General features: G+C 74.3%; 18 protein-coding genes and 3 tRNA genes. 6 read left to right on the forward strand and 15 right to left on the reverse strand.

The genetic code is table 11. The features are described 5' to 3' along the window. The first annotated feature begins 20 nt into the window (after positions 1-20). From AVL61_RS16965 to AVL61_RS16975, 3 genes are all read left to right on the forward strand, one after another. A complete protein-coding gene (locus AVL61_RS16965) occupies positions 21-1,046 on the forward strand; it encodes a Gfo/Idh/MocA family protein (RefSeq protein ID WP_058875501.1) in 1,026 nt (341 codons plus the stop codon). Continuing rightward, the gene (locus AVL61_RS16970; protein ID WP_082697269.1) at positions 1,043-2,128 is read left to right on the forward strand and encodes a DMT family transporter; all 1,086 of its coding nucleotides are present in this window, start codon (positions 1,043-1,045) and stop codon (positions 2,126-2,128) included. The genes AVL61_RS16965 and AVL61_RS16970 overlap by 4 nt, the downstream gene beginning before the upstream one ends. Before the next feature lie 128 nt (positions 2,129-2,256). Beyond that, positions 2,257-3,960 carry a glycoside hydrolase family 13 protein gene (locus AVL61_RS16975; RefSeq protein WP_058875502.1) on the forward strand — a complete coding sequence of 568 codons (1,704 nt, stop codon included), beginning with the start codon at positions 2,257-2,259 and terminating at the stop codon, positions 3,958-3,960. 27 nt (positions 3,961-3,987) lie between these two features. Here AVL61_RS16975 and AVL61_RS18090 read toward each other — a convergent pair whose 3' ends face one another. The 5 genes from AVL61_RS18090 to AVL61_RS16995 all read right to left on the reverse strand — a co-directional run bounded on the left by AVL61_RS18090 (position 3,988) and on the right by AVL61_RS16995 (position 5,138). Further along, positions 3,988-4,146 (reverse strand): hypothetical protein, encoded by a 159-nt coding sequence (locus tag AVL61_RS18090; protein ID WP_157571486.1) that lies wholly within the window; start codon positions 4,144-4,146, stop codon positions 3,988-3,990. Between the two features lie 66 nt (positions 4,147-4,212). Next, the gene (locus tag AVL61_RS16980) at positions 4,213-4,674 is read right to left on the reverse strand and encodes a hypothetical protein (RefSeq protein ID WP_058875503.1); all 462 of its coding nucleotides are present in this window, start codon (positions 4,672-4,674) and stop codon (positions 4,213-4,215) included. A 103-nt stretch (positions 4,675-4,777) separates the two neighbouring features. After that, positions 4,778-4,850 (reverse strand) — tRNA-Phe (locus tag AVL61_RS16985). Positions 4,851-4,912: 62 nt separating this feature from the next. After that, positions 4,913-4,986, reverse strand: a tRNA-Asp gene (locus AVL61_RS16990). 79 nt (positions 4,987-5,065) lie between these two features. Next, a tRNA-Glu gene (locus tag AVL61_RS16995) sits at positions 5,066-5,138 on the reverse strand. 163 nt (positions 5,139-5,301) lie between these two features. Between AVL61_RS16995 and AVL61_RS17000 the strand changes: the two genes are divergently transcribed. Beyond that, complete coding sequence (locus AVL61_RS17000; RefSeq protein WP_408669435.1) at positions 5,302-5,646, forward strand: metallopeptidase family protein; 345 nt, start codon at positions 5,302-5,304, stop codon at positions 5,644-5,646. A 10-nt stretch (positions 5,647-5,656) separates the two neighbouring features. Here the strand turns inward: AVL61_RS17000 and AVL61_RS17005 are convergent, their stop codons facing one another. Continuing rightward, positions 5,657-6,736 carry a universal stress protein gene (locus AVL61_RS17005; RefSeq protein WP_082697270.1) on the reverse strand — a complete coding sequence of 360 codons (1,080 nt, stop codon included), beginning with the start codon at positions 6,734-6,736 and terminating at the stop codon, positions 5,657-5,659. A gap of 177 nt (positions 6,737-6,913) precedes the next feature. Between AVL61_RS17005 and AVL61_RS17010 the strand changes: the two genes are divergently transcribed. After that, complete coding sequence (locus tag AVL61_RS17010) at positions 6,914-8,275, forward strand: D-arabinono-1,4-lactone oxidase (RefSeq protein WP_058875505.1); 1,362 nt, start codon at positions 6,914-6,916, stop codon at positions 8,273-8,275. 116 nt (positions 8,276-8,391) lie between these two features. On the opposite strand, the gene AVL61_RS17015 is transcribed toward AVL61_RS17010, so the two are convergent. The 9 genes from AVL61_RS17015 to AVL61_RS17055 all read right to left on the reverse strand — a co-directional run bounded on the left by AVL61_RS17015 (position 8,392) and on the right by AVL61_RS17055 (position 18,276). Continuing rightward, entirely contained in the window at positions 8,392-9,819 is a 1,428-nt protein-coding gene (locus AVL61_RS17015; RefSeq protein ID WP_058875506.1) for an FAD-dependent oxidoreductase, read from the reverse strand. 99 nt (positions 9,820-9,918) lie between these two features. Further along, positions 9,919-10,875 (reverse strand): ABC transporter permease, encoded by a 957-nt coding sequence (locus tag AVL61_RS17020; protein ID WP_058875507.1) that lies wholly within the window; start codon positions 10,873-10,875, stop codon positions 9,919-9,921. Then, a complete protein-coding gene (locus tag AVL61_RS17025) occupies positions 10,865-11,629 on the reverse strand; it encodes an ABC transporter ATP-binding protein (RefSeq protein WP_408669433.1) in 765 nt (254 codons plus the stop codon). The genes AVL61_RS17020 and AVL61_RS17025 overlap by 11 nt, the downstream gene beginning before the upstream one ends. Next, positions 11,626-12,771 carry an ABC transporter substrate-binding protein gene (locus AVL61_RS17030; protein ID WP_058875508.1) on the reverse strand — a complete coding sequence of 382 codons (1,146 nt, stop codon included), beginning with the start codon at positions 12,769-12,771 and terminating at the stop codon, positions 11,626-11,628. The genes AVL61_RS17025 and AVL61_RS17030 overlap by 4 nt, the downstream gene beginning before the upstream one ends. Position 12,772: 1 nt before the next feature. After that, complete coding sequence (locus tag AVL61_RS17035) at positions 12,773-14,155, reverse strand: sulfate adenylyltransferase subunit 1 (protein WP_058875509.1); 1,383 nt, start codon at positions 14,153-14,155, stop codon at positions 12,773-12,775. A gap of 2 nt (positions 14,156-14,157) precedes the next feature. Continuing rightward, positions 14,158-15,090 carry a sulfate adenylyltransferase subunit CysD gene (gene cysD, locus AVL61_RS17040; RefSeq protein ID WP_058875552.1) on the reverse strand — a complete coding sequence of 311 codons (933 nt, stop codon included), beginning with the start codon at positions 15,088-15,090 and terminating at the stop codon, positions 14,158-14,160. 26 nt (positions 15,091-15,116) lie between these two features. Further along, a complete protein-coding gene (locus AVL61_RS17045; protein ID WP_058875510.1) occupies positions 15,117-15,884 on the reverse strand; it encodes a phosphoadenylyl-sulfate reductase in 768 nt (255 codons plus the stop codon). After that, a complete protein-coding gene (locus AVL61_RS17050) occupies positions 15,881-17,575 on the reverse strand; it encodes a nitrite/sulfite reductase (protein WP_058875511.1) in 1,695 nt (564 codons plus the stop codon). The genes AVL61_RS17045 and AVL61_RS17050 overlap by 4 nt, the downstream gene beginning before the upstream one ends. Before the next feature lie 221 nt (positions 17,576-17,796). Continuing rightward, on the reverse strand, positions 17,797-18,276 hold the full coding sequence (locus AVL61_RS17055) for a YflT domain-containing protein (RefSeq protein ID WP_058875512.1): 480 nt from the start codon (positions 18,274-18,276) through the stop codon (positions 17,797-17,799). Positions 18,277-18,758: 482 nt separating this feature from the next. On the opposite strand from AVL61_RS17055, the gene AVL61_RS17060 reads away from it, so the two are divergent. Further along, positions 18,759-20,228: an NCS2 family permease gene (locus AVL61_RS17060; RefSeq protein WP_058875513.1), complete on the forward strand. Its 1,470-nt coding sequence runs from the start codon at positions 18,759-18,761 to the stop codon at positions 20,226-20,228. Positions 20,229-20,360 lie beyond the last annotated feature (132 nt).

Here is a 20,360-nt window from a genome sequence, read left to right on the forward strand (position 1 = left end):
CGAGCGGCTATCGTGACCGCATGACTGAACAGGGTGCAGGGCGGGTGCTCACCGCCGGACTGGTCGGCTACGGCATGGCCGGGCGGGACTTCCACGGGGACCTGCTGCGGCGGGCCGGCGGCCGGGTCACCGACGTGGTCACCGGGAACCCGGAGCGTGCCGCCCGGGCGGGCGCGGACTGGCCCGAGGTGCAGGTGCACCAGGACCTGGCCGGGCTGCTGGCGGGCTCGAGGCCGGACGTGCTGGTGGTCGCCTCCCCCACCGGGCTGCACGTGGAGCACGCCCTGGCCGGCCTGGAGGCCGGGATCCCCGTGGTGGTCGACAAGCCGCTGGCCATGGACCACGAGGGCGCCACGGCCGTGGTCCGCCGCGCCGAGGCGACCGGGACCCCGCTGACGGTCTTCCACAACCGTCGCTGGGACAGCGAGCAGCTGACCCTGGCCCGCGTGCTCGCCGAGGGCCGCCTCGGGGACGTGCACCGTTTCGAGCGCCGCTGGGAGCGCTGGCGCCCGGTGCCCAAGGACCGCTGGCGGGAGAACGCGGTCGGCCAGGGCGGCGGACTGCTGCTCGACCTGGGACCGCACCTGGTGGACGCGGCGATCCAGCTGTTCGGGCCCGTGTCGGCGGTGCGGGCCGAGCTGCGCGCCCTGACGACGCCCACGGAGGACGACGTCTTCCTGGCCCTGGACCACGCCTCGGGCACGATCAGCCACCTGTGGGCCGGGAGCCTGGTGGGCGCGCCGGGCCCGCGGACCCGGGTGCTCGGCTCGGCCGGCGCCCTCCTCGTCCCCGGTCACGCGGACAGCCCCGGGCCCTTCGCCCTCCTGGACCCCGGGGACGGCACGACGGGCCTGCTGGTCCGCGGCGCCGAGACCACGCCCGTGCCCACCGCCCCGGGCGAGCCCGCGGACTTCTACCGGGCGGTGGCCCGGTGGCTCCACGACGACGGCGAGGTGCCGGTGGACCCCTGGGACGCCGTGGCCGTCGCCGCGGTGCTGGACGCGGCGCGGCGCAGCGCCCGCACGGGAGCGCGCGAGGCCCTGTGACCCGCACCGGGCACCGTGCCGGCGTCGCGGCGATCCTGCTCACCGCGGTCCTGTGGGGCACCACCGGGACCGCGGCGACCTTCGCCCCCGGCGCCGGTCCACTGGCCGTCGGGGCCGCCGCCCTGGGGGTCGGCGGGCTGCTGCAGGCGGCGATCGCCCTGCCCGCGCTGCGCCGCTCGCGGCGGGCGCTGCGCCCGCACGCCGGGCTGGTGGCGGCGGGAGCCCTGGCCGTGGCCGTCTACCCGCTGGCGTTCTACAGCTCGATGCACCTGGGCGGCGTCGCCATCGGCACGGTCGTCTCCCTGGCCTCCGCGCCGCTGGCCTCGGGCGTCCTGGAACGCGTGCTCGAGCGCCGCCCGCTGAGCCGGTGGTGGATGCTCGCGGCGTCCCTGGGCGTTCTGGGCAGCGTCCTGCTCGTCCTGTCGCAGAGCGGCCGGCCGGCGATGTCCGCCTCGGGGACCACGGCCGGCATCGGGCTCGGCCTGGTGGCCGGGACCACCTACGCCCTGTACTCGTGGGTCGTCCACCGGTTGATGGGCCACGGGGTGGGCCGCGCGGCCTCGATGGGCGCCGTCTTCGGGGCCGGCGGGGCGCTCCTGCTCCCCGTCCTCGCCGCGACGGGGGCGCCCCTGCTGGCCTCGGCGCAGTCCTTCGCCGTGGCCGCGTACATGGCGCTGGTGCCGATGTTCCTCGGGTACTTCCTGTTCGGCATCGGGCTCGCGCGGGTGCGCCCCAGCACGGCGACCACCCTCACCCTGACCGAACCGGCCGTCGCGGCGGTCCTGGCCGTCGTCGTCGTGGGCGAGCGGCTGACGGGCGCCGGCTGGGCCGGGCTGGCGGTCATCGCCGCCGCGCTCGTCGTGCTCGCCCTCGCCCCCGCCAACGTCGTCGGGCAGCGGCCGGGCACGCCCGCCCGGGCACCGGCCGGCCCGGTGCCCGCCGTCCCGGTGCCGGCCGTTCCGCGGGCCGCCGGGGCGGCGACCGTCCGTGCGCCCGCGGTGGAGCACCCGGTCACGGTGCACCCGGTCACGGTGCGCGCGGCCGCGGCGGGGCGCGGCCGTGACACCGCCCCCGGGGACTGACTAGGTTGGGGACGCCCCGCGCCGGACACCGCGGCGCCCGGTGCCCCCGCGCCGGACGCACCGCGCGGGCGCCCCGCACCGGACGCCCCGCGCCGGACAGCCCTGAGGAAGGACCCGAGGAACAGCCCATGACGCAGCAGATCAGCCAGTCCCCCACGGCCGAGGACGACCCGTGGTGGCGCTCCGCGGTGATCTACCAGATCTACCCCCGCTCCTTCAACGACTCCGACGGTGACGGCCTGGGCGACCTGCCCGGGATCGTCGACCGCCTCGACTACCTCGCGGACCTGGGCGTGGACGCCCTGTGGCTGTCCCCGTTCTACGTCTCGCCGCAGCACGACGCCGGCTACGACGTCTCGGACTACCGGGACGTCGACCCCCGCTTCGGCACCCTCGAGGACTTCGACCGGATGCGCGCCCGGATGGCCGAGCTCGGGATGCGGCTGATCGTGGACCTGGTGCCCAACCACACCTCCAGCGAGCACGAGTGGTTCCGGGCCGCCGTGGCCGCCGGGCCGGGCAGCCCCGAACGGGACCGGTACATGTTCCGGGACGGCCGGGGCGCCCACGGCGAGCTGCCGCCGAACAACTGGCGCTCCGTGTTCGGCGGCGAGGCGTGGACCCGGCTGCCGGACGGGCAGTGGTACCTGCACCTGTTCGACAGCACCCAGCCGGACCTCAACTGGGAGAACCCGGAGGTGTGGGAGGAGTTCCGCTCCGTGCTGCGCTTCTGGCTGGACCGCGGCGCGGACGGCTTCCGCGTGGACGTGGCCCACGGCCTGGTCAAGGCCCAGGGGCTGCCGGACTGGGACCACCAGGTGCACATGGTCGAGGGCGAGCACGACGCGCGGGAGCACGACGAGCCGGACACCCCCATGAGCACCGGCAGCCCCTACTTCGACCAGGACGGCGTGCACGAGGTCTACCGCGACTGGCACCGGGTGCTCGCCGAGTACGAGGGCGACCGGATGATGGTGGCCGAGGCGTGGGTCGAGCCGGCCCACCGGCTGGCGATGTACGTGCGCTCCGACGAGATGCACCAGGCCTTCAACTTCGACTTCCTGGTGGCCGGATGGGACTGGGCGCGGCTGTCCCGGGCCATCGAGGGCTCCCTCCGGGAGGCGGCGGCGGTCGGGGCCCCCACCACCTGGGTGCTGTCCAACCACGACACCGTCCGGCACGTCTCCCGCTTCGGCCTCGCGGACCCCATCGCCTACCCCCAGGGGATCGACGCGGCCGGCGAGCAGCCCGACCACGAGCAGGGCCTCGCCCGGGGCCGCGCCGCCGCCCTGGTGGAGCTCGCCCTGCCGGGGTCCGCCTACCTGTACCAGGGGGACGAGCTGGGGCTGCCCGACCACACGCGCCTGCCCGCGGAGCTGCGCCAGGACCCGGCGTTCGCCCGCACCGGGGGCGAGGAGATCGGCCGCGACGGCTGCCGCGTCCCGCTGCCCTGGGCCGCGGGAGAGCCCGGCCACGGCTTCGGCCCCGACCCGTGGCTGCCGCAGCCCCAGGTCTTCGCGGAGCTCGCGGCGGACCGGCAGGTGGGGGTCCCCGGCTCCACGCACACGCTGTACCGCACGGCGCTGCGGGTGCGCCGGGAGCTCGGGCTCGGCCGCGGCTCCTTCGCGTGGCACGCGACGCACGACGCCGCGACGGGCCTGCTCTCCTTCGTGAACACCACCGGCACCGGGCAGCGGATCCTCGTGGCGGCGAACCTGGGCGGCGCCCCGGTGCCCCTGCCGGCGGGAGAGCCGCTCGTGCTCAGCCGCGAGGACGCCGTGCAGGACGGCGCCCTGTGCCCCGAGCGGGCCGTGTGGTGGCGCCTGCCGTGAGCCGCCCCGGCCGACGGCCGGAGCCCGTCAGGGAGCCTGCCGCTCGTCCCGGGGCTGCTCGGGGTCCAGCCCCTGCTGCTCCAGGTCGCGGTCGAGCTCGGCGCCGGGCTCGATGACCACGCCGTCCTCGCGCTGGTCGTCGACCGGTCCGCGCCCCGGTTCCTGCTCGCGTCCGTGCTCGCTCATCTCAGCTCCTCCCGTCGTGGCCGCCCGGGCCGGGCGGCCTGAGGCCCAGTCTAGGCAGGGTGCTGATCACTTCGAGGGGGTGGGCTCCGCGCACGCCTCGCGCAGCCAGTCACCGACCGGCGCCAGGGTCCGCTGCAGCTCGGCCAGCTCGGCGGGCTGCACGGAGGGGCCCGCGGCGCCCAGGGCGGCCACGGCGTCGTCGAACGCGGGGCGCAGCTCGGCGGGCAGCCCGGGAACGAGCTCGCGCACGGAGGCGGCCGCGTCCTGCGGCCGGAAGTGCGGGTCCGGCTCGTCGCCGGACAGCGGTACGAGCGTCAGGGCGGTGTAGGCGCTCGCCACGTCGAAGCAGGTCCGCGGCTCCGGGGAAGGACCGGACGGCACCGCCGAGGGCGAGCCCGCCCTGGTCTCGAGGACCAGTCCGGGCTGCTGCTGGCCGGTGCCGCAGCCGGCGAGCGCCAGCAGGCACAGGGCGGACAGCGCGGCCGCTGCGGCCCCGCGAGGGCTCGGGCGACGGGGATACCGGATCACGGCTCCCAGGGTAGGGAGCGAACCTCGGTGCCGCCTGGCAGCCGGCAGCGCCCGGGCACGAAAAAACCGCCGGTCCCCTCGAGGGGACCGGCGGTTTCCGCGGTGGCTCCGACCGGCGTCGATCCGGTGACCTTACGATTTTCAGTCGTACGCTCTACCAACTGAGCTACAGAGCCCCGGCACATCCGCAGCGGATATGCCGCGACGGCGCTGCATCTCTCGATGAACGCCGCCCGAGCGACCCTGACGGGACTTGAACCCGCGACCTCCGCCGTGACAGGGCGGCACGCTAACCAACTGCGCTACAGGGCCTTGCTGTTTCCAACGAGGACTGATCTTACCAGCATTCCTCGGCGGTTGTGCAAATCGGTGGGCGAACCCTCCGATCGCGTACCCCCAACGGGATTCGAACCCGTGTCGCCGCCGTGAAAGGGCGGTGTCCTAGGCCACTAGACGATGGGGGCCGGACACCCGCGTCGACGGCCACGACCTCGACGACCGAGGACCGTGACACGGGGGAAACCGAGTACAGCTTAGAGGCATGCGCGGAGTCCGCACAATTCCCGCCCGGCCCCCGGGACCCAGCGGCCGCACGGGCCGGTGCGGTAGGAATGGACCGTGATCGAGATGACCCGCGAGGAGTTCGACGGCGCCGTCGACGACGCCATCGACCTGATCCCGGACGCCCTCTTCCGGGCGATGGACAACGTGGTGATCCTGGTCGAGGAGGAGCCGCCGGAGCACGCCCCGGAGCTGCTGGGCCTCTACGAGGGCGTGCCCCTCACGGCCCGGGACGGCGGCTGGGGCGCCGGTTCCCTGCCGGACCGGATCTTCGTCTACCGGGGGCCGCTGCAGCGCATGTGCGCGGCGCGCGAGGAGCTCGTGGAGGAGATCACGGTCACCGTCATCCACGAGGTCGCCCACCACTTCGGCATCGACGACGACCGCCTGCACGAACTGGGCTGGGGCTGAGCCGGCCCGCTCAGGCGTCCCAGGGGCGGATGTCGTCGGAGTCGAAGTCCTTGCGGGTCTCGATCCGCTCGTCGTAGCGGTCCGGGACGATCAGCACGGGGCCCGCGGCGTTGTGCAGCACGCCTTGCGACGTGGAGCCCAGGAGCATCCCGGCGAACCCGCCCCGGCCGCGCGTGCCCATCACCACGAGGCCGTTGCGCCGGGTCCGCTCGACCAGCACCTGCACCGGGGACCCGTCCGCGAGCTCGGAGCCGATCTCCAGGTCCGGGAACCAGCTCTCGAGCCAGGCGACGCCGCCGTTCAGCGCCCGCGCGACGTCGTCGTACATCGCCTCGAAGTCCACCGCCGTGGGCATCCACGCGAGCGCCCCGCTCACGGGCGGGAGCGCGCACAGCACCGTCAGCGGGACGCCGAGCAGGCGCGCCTCCTCCGCGGCGTAGAGCATGGCCGCCCGCGCCTGGGCGGAGCCGTCCGAGCCCACGACCACGCGGTCCACGAGGGCGCGGGTGCTCGTGAGCTCCGCCGCGCCCAGGTGCTCCTGCGCCCACGGCAGGGGGACCACGCCCGTGGGGCACTTCGCGTGCGCCGGCACCGCCGTGGAGACCGTGCCGAGGAGCCGGCCCAGCAGGCCGCCCCGGCCGCGGGAGCCCAGGACCAGCAGCTCCGCCGTGCGGCTCAGCTCGAGCAGGGCGCCGGAGGGGTCCCCGGTCTCGACGGTCGCCCGCAGCTCCACCCCCACGTCGCGGACGTGCTCCGCGGCGTGGTTCAGCAGCTCCTCGACGCCCTGGGTGAGGGCGGCCTCGTCCACGGTGGCGTAGCCGGTGTCGAAGCCCGAGCCGGAGAACACCGGCAGGCTGTACGCGGTGACCAGCCGCACCGGGCGGCCGCGGCGGCGCGCCTCCCGGGCCGCCCACCGCAGGGCGCCGAGGCTCTGCTCGGAGCCGTCGATGCCCACGACGACCTCTCCCGTGGCGTCGAGGGAGCGGCTCTGCCCACCCCCCGAGGGGACGCGCCGGCGCACCGCCTCCTCGCCCAGGCTGCTCCCGTGCGGCTCCTCGCGCTCCCGGTCCCGGGACGGGTGGTCGGTCATGGTGCTGCCTCCTGTGCGCGTCCTCGGCCCGCGGTGCTCCGGTCCCGCTGCGAGCTTCGCCTCCGATGGTACGCGCGGCACTGCGGCGACCCGCCCCCGCAGGGCGCCGGAGCGGCACCGGGATGAGAGGATGAGGGCGCACTGTGCACCTGCCTGCGAGGAAGGACGGTCCCGCCGATGAGCGAGGTCTCGCTGCCCGACGCCCTGCCCGGCGAGACCGGGACGAGAGAGTGGGCCACGTGGGGCAGGACGCACTCCGTGACCCCCCGACACGTGCTGCGCCCCGCCTCGGTGTCCGAGCTCGCGGAGGGCGTCGCCGCCGCCGCGCGCCGCGGACTGGGCGTGCGCGCGGTGGGCTCCGGGTGCAGCTTCTCGGCGCTGCCGCTCGCCCCGGACGTCATGCTCGACCTCTCCGAGCTGTCCGGGCTGCCGGCCGTCGACCGGGAGAACCAGCGGGTCACGGTCCTCGCGGGCACCACGATCCGTGACCTGAACCAGGAGCTGGACGCCCACGGGCTGGCCGTGACCAACCTGCCGGACAGCGACTGGCAGACGGTCGCCGGCGCCGTCTCCACGGGCACCCACGGGACCGGCCTGGGCTTCGGCTCCCTGTCCCAGCAGGTGGTCGCCCTGAGCCTGGTCACGGCGCGCGGCGAGCTGGTGGAGTGCTCCGCCGAGCAGCGCCCCGAGCTGTTCCAGGCCGCCCGCGTGGGCCTGGGCGCCGTGGGGATCGTCGCGAGCGCCACCCTGGCCTGCGAGCCGACGTTCCGGCTGCACGCGGCGGAGCTCAAGGAGCCTCTCGGCCAGCTCGTGGACACCCTGGGGAGCCGGATGTCCGGGGCCGACCACTTCGAGTTCTTCTGGACCCCGGGCACCGCCACCGCCCAGACCCGGATCCTGACGCGCCTGCACAAGCTCCCGGACTCCTTCACGCGGCCGGGCTCCCCCGTGGCCCGCACCGTGCGCCGGCTCGACGACGCCCTGCTGCGCAACACCCTCACCGCGGGGCTGAACCAGCTGGCCACCGTCCTGCCGCGCTCCACACCGGGGCTCAACCGCCTCGACGCCTACACGAACAGCCCGCGGCAGTACAGCGACCTCTCCTTCCGGGTGTTCACCGTGCCGCGCCGGACCCGCTTCGTCTCCTCCGAGTACGCGCTGCCCGCGGAGGAGCTCGTCGGGGCCTTCCGGGAGCTGCAGACGCTCATCGAGCGCCGCGACTACTCCTTCTCGCTCCCGGTGGACGTGCGCTGCTCGGCCGCGGAGGACGCCTGGCTCTCCCCCGCCCACGGCCGCGAGACCGGCTGGATCGCGCTGCGGCAGTACTGGCGCAGGTACGACCCGAAGGTCTTCGCCGCGGCCGAGGAGGTCTTCGTGGCCCACGGCGGCCGCCCGCACTGGGGCACCGTGCACACGCAGGGCGCGGAGCACCTGCACTCGGTGTACCCGCGGTTCCAGGACTTCCTCGATGTGCGGGCGTCGGTGGACCCGGACGGGGTGTTCCTCAACGACCACGTGCGCGGGCTGCTGGGCCTGTAGGCCCCTCGCGAGGTCCCACCGCCCGGAGCCGCACGGGTGGCACCGCACGGCTCGAGGGGCCGCGTCCGGCAGGACGCGGCCCCTCGAGCTGCGGCACGGCGGCAGGGAGCCGCGGATCAGACGGGCGAGGAGACCGGCTCCGCCACGCCCTCGCGGGAGACGCTGACCATCTCCTCGCGCTCGACCACCTTGACGCGCTCGCGAGGGTTGCCCTCGGCGTCGTGGGAGGACTGCCCGAGGCCCTGCTCGTACTCGTCGAGGGCCAGCCAGCCCTCCCAGGTGGTGTACTCGACGCCCCGGGCCTCGAGCAGGTGGTCGACCGACTCGGGGTCGGGGCGGGTGGCGCCCGGCAGCACCGGGCGGTCCTCCAGGAGGTGGGTGACCGTCTCGAGGGCGTCGGACTTGGTGGCGCCGATCAGCCCCACCGGACCGCGCTTGATCCAGCCGGTCGCGTAGAGCCCGTGCAGCACGGTGCCGTCCTCGGCCAGGACCCGTCCCTCCGCGTTGGGGATCACGCCGCGGCCGTCGTCGAACGGCAGCTCGGGCAGCCGGGAGCCCAGGTAGCCCACCGCGTGGTAGACGGCCTGCACCGGGTAGTCGACGTGCTCGCCGGTGCCGGACACCGAGCCGTCGCCGTTGAGCCGGGTCCGTTCCATGCGCAGGCCCGTGACCCGGCCGTCCTCCCCGAGCACCTCGCGGGGGCTCTGCAGGAAGTGCAGGTGCAGCCGGCGGGAGGCGGTCTTCGGGGCGTCGTCGGCCCGCCACTTCTCGAGCGTCTTGACCATGACCTTGACCTGGTTGTTCTCGGCGATCGCCTGCTCGGAGCCCTCGTCGTAGACGAAGTCCTCGTCGTAGACCACGATGTCGACGTCGCGCGACTTGGCGAGCTCGCGCAGCTCGAGGGGGGTGAACTTCACCTGGGCGGGTCCGCGGCGGCCGAAGATGTGCACGTCCGTGACCGGGGACGCCTTGAGCCCCTGGTAGACGTTGCCGGGGATCTCGGTGACGAGCATGTCGTCGGCGTGCTTGGAGAGCACGCGGGCGACGTCGAGGGCCACGTTGCCGTTGCCGATGACCGCGATCTCCCGGGCCTCGAGCGGCCAGGTGCGCGGGAAGTCCGGGTGGCCGTCGTACCAGGCCACGAACTCGGCGGCGCCGTGCACGCCCAACAGGTCGTTGCCGGGGATGTTCAGCGGGGCGTCATAGACGGCTCCGGTCGCGAAGATCACGGCGTCGTAGTGGGTGCCGAAGTCGGCCAGGGTCAGGTCCCGGCCGAACTCCACGTTGCCGAAGAAGCGGATGTCGCCGCGGCCCAGGATGGCGCGCAGCGCGGTGATGATGCCCTTGATGCGGGGGTGGTCGGGGGCCACGCCGTAGCGGATGAGGCCGAACGGGGTCGGGTAGCGGTCGAACAGGTCGATGCTGACCTCGAGCTCCCCGTTCTGCACGGGCTCGGACTTGGTCAGCATGTCCGCGGCGTAGATGCCGGCCGGGCCGGCGCCGATCACGGCGACGCGCAGGGGGCGGGTGGTGGTGTCAGCCACGTGGGTTCCTTTCGATTGCGCGCACGGCGTCCACCGCGCGCATCGTAGATCGGGTTCAAGGGTAGTGAATCAAGCGCAGAATCTCCTGGGTGGGCAGGGTCACGACCGGTGGCCGAGCAGCCCTCTCCCGCGCAGGAGACGCCGTTCCACGGGGTTGAAGAACAGCAGCTCCACGAGGATGCCGACGGCGAGGATCGCGAGCACCGCGACCATCACCACGGCCATGTTCGACACGGTCCGGCCCTGGGCGAGCAGGGAGCCGAGGCCGAAGCCGATGGAGCCGCCGATCGCGATGAGCTCGGCGCCCATGAGCGAGCGCCACGAGAACGCCCAGCCCTGCTTGAGCCCGGCCACGTAGCCGGGCAGGGCCGCGGGCAGCACGATCCGGCTCGCCATCGTCCAGCCCGAGGCGCCGAGCACGTGCCCGGCGCGGCGCAGCTGCGGCGGGATCTGGTCCACGCCCGCGAGCATCCCGTTGACGATGGACGGGACGGCGCCCATCAGCACCACGAAGTACACGGTGGCGTCGGAGAGCCCGAACCAGATGATCGCGGCGGGCACCCACGCCACGGACGGCAGCACCTGCAGCCCGGAGATGAGCGGGCCCACGGCGTTGCGCAGCCCCTGCCACTGCGCCACGAGCAGGCCCAGCGGGGTGGCGACGGCCACCGCGATCAGGAACCCGCTGACCCCGCGCCACAGGCTCGTGCCCAGGGCGCCCAGCACCGTGCCGTCGGAGAGCAGCGCGGCGGCCTGGCGGGCGACGTCGAGCGGGCCCGGCACCACGTCCGGGCGGGGGCCGAGGACGGCGACGAGCAGCTGCCACAGCAGCAGGGCGAACAGCAGCGCCACGAGCGGCGGCGCCACCTTGGTGCGCAGCACCTCGGCCCCCGACGTGCGGCGGGTGCGCTCGGTCTGCAGGGCGTCGAGCCCCGCGAGCTCGTCGGCGGCGGGACGCGCGCCGGCCGGGGCCGCGGGGGCCTGGGGGTGCGCGACGGCGGGGCGCGCCGCGGCCGGGCGGGCCGGGACGGCGGGTGCGGCGGTCTCAGGCGGCATGGCGGCTGATCTCCTCCCGGAGTCGTGCGGTGATCGTGCGGGTCAGCTCCCCGAGCGTGTCGTCGAGCGACTGGGCGTTGCCCTCGAAGCCGTAGGCGTCGGGGTCCTTCCACGGGCGGGTGTCCCACTCCTGGACGATCCGTCCCGGGCGGGAGGACATCAGCAGCACCCGCTGGCCCAGGCGCACGGCCTCGCCCACGTTGTGGGTGATGAACACGATCGTGCGGCCGGTGGCCCGCCAGATCCGCAGCAGCTCGTCGTGCAGCAGGTCCCGGGTGATGGCGTCCAGCGCGGAGAACGGCTCGTCCATGAGCAGCACCTCCCGCTCCTGGGCGAGGGCCCGGGCCAGGGCCGCGCGCTGGCGCATCCCGCCGGAGAGCTCGTGCGGGCGCTTCTCTCCGGCGTGGCCGAGCCGGACGAGCTCGAGCAGCTCGCGGGCCCGCTCCGGGCGCTCGGCCCGCGGCATGCCGCGCAGCTCGAGGGCCAGCTCCACGTTGCGGCGCGCGCTCAGCCACGGGAAGAGGGCGGCGTCCTGGAACATCAGGGCCGCGCCCTCGGCGGGGACGGTCACGGAGCCTCCGGTGGGCTCCTCGAGCCCCGCCACGATGTTGAGCAGCGTGGACTTCCCGCACCCGGAGGCGCCGAGCAGCGCCACGAACTGGCCCCGCTCCACCTCCAGGTCCACGTCCTCCAGGACCGGGCCGTCCGCGGGGCCGAAGCTCTTGCTCAGGCCCTCGAGCCGGATCGCCGTCACGGTGCCCCCTCCCCCGCCGCGGCGGACGGGCGCACCCGCGCCAGGAACCGCTCGTCCACGAGCCCCTCGAGCGAGGCGTCCTGGGTGGTGCCGGCCGCGACGCCGTCGGCGAGCAGGGCGGGGTAGGCCGCGGGGAGCGGGTCGACCGTCCACTCGAGGGCGTCGAGCGCGTCGATCAGCGTGGCCTGCGGCAGGGCCTCGGTGCCGGCCCGCACGAGCCCGGCGTTGAGGGTGCCGGCCACCTCCACGGGGTCGTCCTCGCGGGCCTCGAGCCAGTCCACGGAGCGCTGCAGGCCGCGGACGAGCCGCTCGACGGTCTGCGGGTGCCGCTCGAGGTAGTCCCGGCGCACCACGAGCACCGTGGTGGGGAACCGGCCGTCCGCCCACAGCTCCCGCTCGTCCACCAGGACGCGGGCGCCCTCCTCCTGGACGGCGCGGGTGGCCCAGGGCTGCGGCAGCCAGCCGCCGTCGATCTGGCCCTGCCGCAGCATCTGCAGGGCCTGCCCGTTGGGCATGGGGGTGATCGCGACGGAGCGCTCCCCGTCGCCGTCGACCTCGTAGCCCTGTCCGGCGAGCCACGTGCGCAGCGCGACGTCCTGGGTGCCCCCGAACTCGGGGGTCGCCAGGGTGCTCCCCGCGAGGTCGTCCGCGCCCGCGACGTCGCCGGTCACCACGAACTGGGCGCCGCCGGAGGCCGCGCCGGCCACGATCGTGAGGGACTCCCCGCCGGACTGCGCGTAGGAGTTGATCGCCGGGCTGGGGCCCACGAACGCGGCGTCCAGGGTCCCAGCGTTCATGGCCTCCACGGCGGTGGGCCCGCTGCCGAAGACCTGGGGGGACAGCTCGGTCCCGCCCAGCTCTCGGGCGAAGAGGCCCTCCTCGACCCCCACCAGGGCGGGCCCGTGCGTGAGGTTGCCGAAGTAGCCCAGCCGCAGCGCCCCGGCGTCGGAGGTCTCGACGGCGGCCTGCTCCCACGCCGCGAAGGTCCCGTCGGCGCGCAGCCACGTGGCGGCGGCCGTGAGGGCGGTCAGGAGCGCGAGGGCGGTCAGCACCAGCGGCCAGCCGGGACGGCGTGCCGCGGCGGGGCGTCCGCCGCGGCCGGCCGTCACCGTGGTGAGGTCCAGCGGCTGCTGCCGGCCCACCTCAGGCGTCCCGCACGAGCCCGGCGGCGAGCGTGTTGCCCGTGGCCGGGTCGACGACCAGGAAGGCGCCGGTGCGCCGCAGCCGGTCGTAGGCGTCGACGGGCAGCGGGGAGGCCAGCCGCAGCCGGACCCGCCCGATGTCGTTGAGCTCGAGGGTCGCCGCGTCCCGCAGCACGAGCTCCTCGAGGTCCAGCCGCCCCTCGAGCTCCGTGACCATGGCCTGGACCGTGGCCGCCCCGTGCTTGACGAGCACGCGGGCGCGGGGCTGCAGGGGCCGCGCGCCGAGCCACGCCACGGAGGCGACGAGGTCCTGGACGGGCTCCGGGAGCTCGTCGTCGGCGCTCGCGACGAGGTCGCCGCGGGCGATGTCGATGTCATCGGCCAGCCGCAGGGTCACGGACAGCGGCGCCGCGGCCTCCGTGAGCTGCTCGCCGGGCAGGGGCGCCCCCGGGGCGGGCGCGGTGCCCGCCACGTCGATGCCGGTGACCGTGGTGCGCCGGCCCGCGGGCAGGACCACGACCTCGTCCCCGACCGCGACGGTGCCCGAGGCGATCTGGCCCGCGTAGCCGCGGTAGTCCCGCAGCTGCTCGGCGTCCGCGCCCGGCGCCGTGCCGCCCTGCGGGCGGATGACGTACTGGACGGGGAAGCGGAAGGGGCGCGCGGTGCCGCGGCCGGACTCGTCCACCGTGGGCAGCTCCTCGAGCACCCGCAGCAGCGGCCGCCCGGAGTACCACGGGGTCCGTGCGGAGGGCTCCACCACGTTGTCGCCCTCGAGGGCGGAGACGGGCACCACGTGCACGTCCTCGACCCCCAGCCGGGCGGCGACGGCGGTGGCGTCCGCGGCGACCCGGTCGAAGACCTCCTGGTCGTAGTCGACGAGGTCGATCTTGTTCACGGCGACCACCACGTGCGGCACGCGCAGCAGGGACACGACGGCCAGGTGCCGGCGGGTCTGCTCGACCACGCCGTGCCGGGCGTCCACGAGCAGCACGACGGCGTCGGCCGTCGAGGCGCCCGTGACGGTGTTCTTCGTGTACTGCACGTGGCCGGGGCAGTCGGCGAGGATGAAGGAGCGGCGGTCCGTGGCGAAGTAGCGGTAGGCCACGTCGATGGTGATCCCCTGCTCCCGCTCGGCGCGCAGGCCGTCGGTGAGCAGGGCGAGGTCGAGCCGGCCCGTCCCGCCGCCGAAGCCGCGCTCGGCGGAGGTGCGGCCCACGGCCTCGAGCTGGTCGGCGAGGATCGCCTTGGCGTCGTGCAGCAGCCGGCCCACCAGGGTGGACTTGCCGTCGTCGACGGAGCCGGCGGTCGCGAAGCGGAACAGCGAGCCGGGGTCGATCGTGGGGAGGTGCTCGGCCGTCGGCGCGGCGGTGCTGGGGGAAGTCATGTCTAGAAGTACCCGTCCTTCTTGCGGTCCTCCATGGCGGCCTCGGAGATCCTGTCGTCCGCGCGGGTGGCCCCGCGCTCGGTGAGCGTGGACACGGCGACCTCGGCCACCACGTCCGCCACGGTCCGTGCCCCGGAGAGCACGGCGCCGGTGCAGGACATGTCCCCCACGGTGCGGTAGCGCACCGTCTGCCGCTCCACGGTCTCGGCCCCGGCCGGCGCCGAGAACTCGCCCACGGCCATCCACATCCCGTCCCGGCGGAAGACGTCCCGCTCGTGGGCGTAGTAGATGGGCGGCAGCTCGATGTTCTCGCGCTCGATGTAGCGCCAGATGTCGAGCTCGGTCCAGTTGCTGATGGGGAACGCCCGCACGTGCTGGCCGGGGGTGTGCCGGCCGTTGTAGAGGTTCCACAGCTCGGGGCGCTGGTTGCGGGGGTCCCACTGCCCGAACTCGTCGCGCAGGGACAGGATCCGCTCCTTCGCCCGGGCCTTGTCCTCGTCGCGGCGGCCGCCGCCGAACACGGCGTCGAACCGGTGCTCCGCGATGGCGTCCAGCAGCGGGAGGGTCTGCAGGGGGTTGCGGGTGCCGTCGGCGCGCTCGAGCAGCCGGCCGTCGTCGAGGTAGTCCTGCACGCTCGCCACGACCAGCCGCAGGCCGAGCCGCTCCACGGTGCGGTCCCGGAAGTCCAGGACCTCCGGGAAGTTGTGCCCGGTGTCCACGTGCAGCACGGGGAAGGGGATCCGTCCGGGCCAGAAGGCCTTGGCGGCCAGGTGCAGCATGACCACCGAGTCCTTGCCGCCCGAGAACAGCATGGCCGGGCGGTCGAACTCCGCCACGACCTCGCGCAGGATGTGGATGGACTCGGCCTCGAGCGCGTCGAGGCTGCTGTGCACGCCGGCCTCCGCGGGGGCCGGGGCGGTGGTCGGGGTGGTCACGTTCGCCTCCGTCGTGGTGGGTGCGCTCACAGGTGGATCCCGCACTCGATCTTGTCCTGGCCCGCCCAGCGGCCCGCGCGCGGGTCCTCGCCCGGGGCCGTGGGCCGCGTGCAGGGGGAGCAGCCGATGGAGAGGTAGCCCTCCGCCATCAGCGGGTTCGTGGGCACGCCGTGGTCCTGCGACCACTCGACGAGCTCGTCGAGGGTCCAGTGCACCATGGGGTTGACCTTGACGAGCTTGTGGGTCTCGTCGAAGGTCACCATCGGGGCGTTGGTGCGGGTCCAGGACTCGTCGCGGCGCACGCCGGTGAACCACACCTCGTAGCCCTCGAGGGACTTCTTCAGCGGCGCCACCTTGCGGATGGCGCAGCACAGGCCGGGGTCCCGGGCGAAGAGGTCCTTGCCGTGCTTCTCGTCCTGCTCGGCCACGGTGAGCTCCGGCAGGGCGTCCACCACGGTGATGTCGAGCATGTGCGCCACGGCGTCCCGGGTGCCGATGGTCTCCGGGAAGTGGTAGCCGGTCTCCAGGAAGAGCACGTCCACGCCGGGCAGCTGCTCGGCGACCAGGGCCGGGAGCACGGCGTCGGCCATCGAGCAGGCCACGGTCACGTTGCGGAGGTCGAAGTTCTCGGCCACCCAGCGGATGGCCTCCTCCGTGGAGGCCTCGCCCTCGGCCGGGACCCTGCCCTCGGCGTCGAGCTCGGCGTGCAGCGCGGCGGCGCCGGCCTCCGCGAGCGCGCGCAGCTGCTGCTCGTCGCGCAGGGCGGGGCGGGTGCCCGTGTCGGTGGTGGTCATGCGAGTTCACTCTCCTCGACCCGGCGGGTCCACTCGGCGAAGCTTTCGTCCTCGGTCCGCTGGGCCAGGAAGCGGCGGACCAGTCCCTCGACGTAGTCGGCGAGGTCGTCCTGGAACACCTTCAGCCCGCGCACGGTCCGGCCCAGCTCGGCCTCGGCCCGGTCGTCGTCGGCGAGCCCGCCGCCCAGGTGGACCTGGTAGCCGGGCTTCTGCCCGCCGTCCTCGGTGGGCAGCAGCTGGCCCTTGAGCCCGATGTCCGCGGTCTGGATGCGGGCGCACGAGTTGGGGCAGCCGTTGACGTGCATCGAGATGGGGTGGGGCAGCTCCACGCCGTCGAGCCGCCGCTCGAGCTCGTCGATGGTGTCCGAGGCGGTCTGCTTGGTCTCGACGATCGCGAGCTTGCAGTACTCGATGCCGGTGCACGCCACGGTCGAGCGGCGGAACGCCGAGGGCTTCGCCTGCAGGTCCAGGGCGTCGAGGTCCGCGACGGCGCTCTCGACGTCGGCCTCCGCGATGTCGAGCAGCACGAGCTTCTGGTGCGGGGTGGTGCGCAGCCGGTCGGAGCCGTACTTCGCCATGACGTCGGCCAGGGCCAGCAGCTTCGCCCCGGAGACGCGGCCCACGCGCGGGGCCACGCCGATGTAGAACCGGCCGTCCTTCTGCCGGTGCACGCCGATGTGGTCGCCCGGGGTGGCCGCCTTCTCCGGCGCGGGGCCGTCGGCGAGCTCGTAGCCGAGGTACTCGTCCTGGAGCACCTGCCGGAACTTCTCGGGTCCCCAGTCCTGGACCAGGAACTTCAGCCGGGCGCGGTTGCGCAGCCGCCGGTAGCCGTAGTCGCGGAAGATGCTCGTGACGCCCTTCCACACCGCGGGGGCCTGCTCCTCGGTCACGAAGGCGCCCAGGCGCTTGCCGAGGAACGGCACCACGGACAGGGCGCCGCCGACCCACAGGTCGTAGCCGGGGCCGAGCTCGGGGTGGACGACGCCCACGAACGCGCAGTCGTTGATCTCGTGCACCACGTCCAGGGACGGGTGGCCGGTGATCGCGGTCTTGTACTTGCGCGGCAGGTTGGAGAACTCCGGGGAGCCGATCCAGGTGGACTTGATCTGCTCGATCACCGGGGTGGGGTCGATGATCTCGTCCTCGGCGATCCCGGCGAGCGGGGAGCCCAGGATCACGCGCGGCACGTCGCCGCAGGCCTCGACCGTGTCCAGGCCGGCGTCCTCGAGCCGGCGCCAGATCTCCGGGACGTCCTCGACGCGGATCCAGTGGTACTGGATGTTCTGGCGGTCCGTGATGTCGGCCGAGTCCCGGGCGAAGTCCGCGGAGATCTGCCCGAGCACGCGCAGCTGCTCGCGGGTGAGGGCCCCGCCGTCGAGCCGGACGCGCATCATGAAGTACTCGTCCTCGATCTCGGCGTCGGACAGGGACCCGGTCTTCCCGCCGTCGATGCCCGGGCGGCGCTGGGTGTAGAGACCCCACCAGCGGAAGCGCCCGTGCAGGTCCTGCGGGTCGATCGACGCGAAGCCGTGCTTCGAGTAGATCTCCTCGATCCGGGTGCGCACGTTGAGCCCGTCGTCGGCCTGCTTGAAGACCTCGTTGGGGTTCAGGGGATCCCGGCCGTCGACCTTCCACTGCCCCTCGGGCTTCGGCTTCCGGGCAGCGCGGGGCGCGCGCGTCGTCTGTGTCATGGCGTCGATTGTTCGCGCGTCCGGCAGGACAGTCACGCCGATCGTCACAAACCGCCATGAACCGTCTCCCCTTGACACAGGGGTGGACAGGACGGCCGTCATGTGCCACGACATCGGGCCCCGGCCCCGCCCGGAGGGGCGGGGCCGGGGCCCGAGGGGCCGTCCGGCGCTGCGCTGTGCTGTACTGCGCCGCTGCGCCGTGCCGTGCCGTGGGCGGGGGCTCAGGCCGTGGGCCGCTCCCCGGCGAGGTGCGCCGCCGCGTCGTCGACGTGCTCGGCGTCGACCAGGACGTCGTAGGCGTCGGCCTCGAAGCCCTGGATGCTGCGGAAGTCCCGGCGCCCGCCGGTCGCCGCGTGGCCCACGAGGCCGAGGACCAGGCCCCAGACAGCGCCCAGGGCCACGCCCCACAGCACCACGCTCAGCCAGGCGCCCACGGCGAAGAGGCCGAGGAGCAGACCCACGAAGAGGCCGAGCCACGCGCCGGAGACCATGCCGTAGAGGGCGGCCTTCCCGTTGGTCATCCGCCCGGTGACCTGCTCGACCGAGCGCAGGCCGGTGCCCACCACCCGGACGTGCTCCACGGGGAACCCGGCGTCGGAGAGCGTGTCGACGATCTCCTGAGCCGCGTCGTAGGTGGGCACGCTGCGGAGGATCCGGTAGTTGCCGGAGGCGGTGGGAGGGATCGGTGAGGGCTGGCTCATGAGGTGTGCACTCCTTCGTGCGGCCGTGCCGCGCGGCGGTGCCGCCGGCCGGCCGCGGTGGTCGATTGGTCGGTGCGGGCGTGCGCCGCGGTTCGTGCGGAGCCCGCCACCACGTCAACGGGCTCCGTCCGGCCGGTGTTCCGCCGGAGCAGGGCCTCCCGGGCCGGTTCCCGGCGCGTGGCCCCGGTCCCCGGCCCGGGAGCCGGGGCGGCCCCGGCGCCGGGGTCGCCCGGCGGCCGGGTGCGCGCCCCGGTTCCGGCGGGACCGCGTCCCGGCTCGCGGCGGGTGTGCGTCCTGGCTTCCGGCGGGTCCGTGCCCCCGGCTCGCGGCGGGTGCGCGTCCCGTCCCGCGGCACGTTCCGGCCGGGACGCGCCCGGACGCGGGCAGGTAGTGTCGTCCCGGTGGCAACGGTGCCGCCGTCAGCCCGGGAGCGCCCCCTCGTGGAGTCCCGCTCCCTCCCGTCGAGTGCCTGAAGGACCACCATGGCATCCTCCGCTTCCGTCTCCACGGAGACTCCCTCCGGCCCGCCGCGCAACGGCCTGGACCGCTTCTTCAAGATCAGCGAGCGCGGCTCCTCGGTGACGAGCGAGGTCCGCGGCGGCGTGGCGACGTTCATCGCGATGAGCTACATCGTGGTGCTCAACCCGCTGATCCTCGGCTACGGACCGGACGGCGCCGGCAACGTCCTGGGCGGCGAGCGCGTCGCCGCGGTCACGGCGCTCGTCGCCGGGGTGCTGACCATCCTCATGGGCGTCGTGGCCCGCGCGCCCTTCGCGATCGCCACCGGCCTGGGCGTCAACGCGTTCCTCGCCGTGACGATCGTGACCACCCCGGAGCTCACGTGGCCGCAGGTGATGGGCCTGGTGGTGTGGGCGGGCCTGATCATGTTCGTCCTGGTCCTCACGGGCTTCCGCACCGCCGTGTTCAACGCCGTGCCGGCCTCTCTGAAGACCGCCATCGTGGTGGGCATCGGGCTGTTCATCGCCCTGATCGGCTTCGTGAACGCCGGCTTCGTGCGCCGCATCCCGGACGCCGCCGGCACCACCGTGCCCGTGCAGCTCGGCGACGGCGGGACGCTGCTCGGCTGGCCCATGCTGACGTTCGTGGTCGGCCTGCTGCTGACCGTGGCCCTCATCGTCCGCAACGTCCGCGGCGCCATCCTGATCGCCGTGGTCGCCACGACGGTCCTCGCCCACGTGCTCGAGGCGGTCGTCCCGTCCGGCTCCTCGGTGGACGCCCCCACCGGCTGGTCGCTGGTCGTGCCCGCGGCCCCCACCTCCTTCGTGGCGCTGCCGGACCTCTCCCTCGTGGGCTCGGCCGCCCCGCTCGAGGCGTTCCAGAGCCTCGGGGCGCTCGCCGCGGCGCTGCTGATCTTCACCATCCTGCTCTCGATCTTCTTCGACGCGATGGGCACGATGGTCGGGCTCTCCCAGCAGGCCGGGCTCGTGGGCCGCAACGGTCAGATCCAGAACGTGGACAAGATCCTGCTCGTGGACGCCGCGGGCGCGATCGCCGGCGGCGCGGGCTCGGTGTCCTCCAACCAGATCTTCGTGGAGTCCTCCACCGGCATCGCCGACGGCGCGCGCACCGGCCTGGCCAACGTGGTCACCGGCGTGCTGTTCCTGCTCGCCATGTTCATCACGCCGCTGGTCAACGTGGTGCCGTTCGAGGCCGTGGCCCCGGCCATGGTCGTGGTGGGCTTCCTCATGGCCAAGCAGGTCGTGCGCATCGAGTGGGACGACTGGGGCCTGTCCGTGCCGTCCTTCCTGACGTTCGCCGTCATGCCGTTCACCTACTCGATCGCGGACGGCATCGGCGCGGGCTTCGTCTCCTACGTCTTCATCCGGCTCGTGCAGGGCCGGGGCAAAGAGGTGCACCCGCTGATGTACGTGGTAGCGGCGGCGTTCGTGGTGTTCTTCGGCAAGGGCGTGGTCGAGGGCTGGATGGCCTGAGCGCCCCCCTCCCCTGCGCGACTCCTCCTGCGCGAGCCCTCCTGCGCGGGTACTCCTTCCGCGAGGTTGCGGACGACGGTGACCGGACGCGTTCCGGTGGCCGTCGTCCGCAACCTCGCGCCCCGGAGCGGG

The sequence above is a fragment of the Kocuria rosea subsp. polaris genome (assembly GCF_001483755.1).
Classification (GTDB): domain Bacteria; phylum Actinomycetota; class Actinomycetes; order Actinomycetales; family Micrococcaceae; genus Kocuria; species Kocuria cellulosilytica.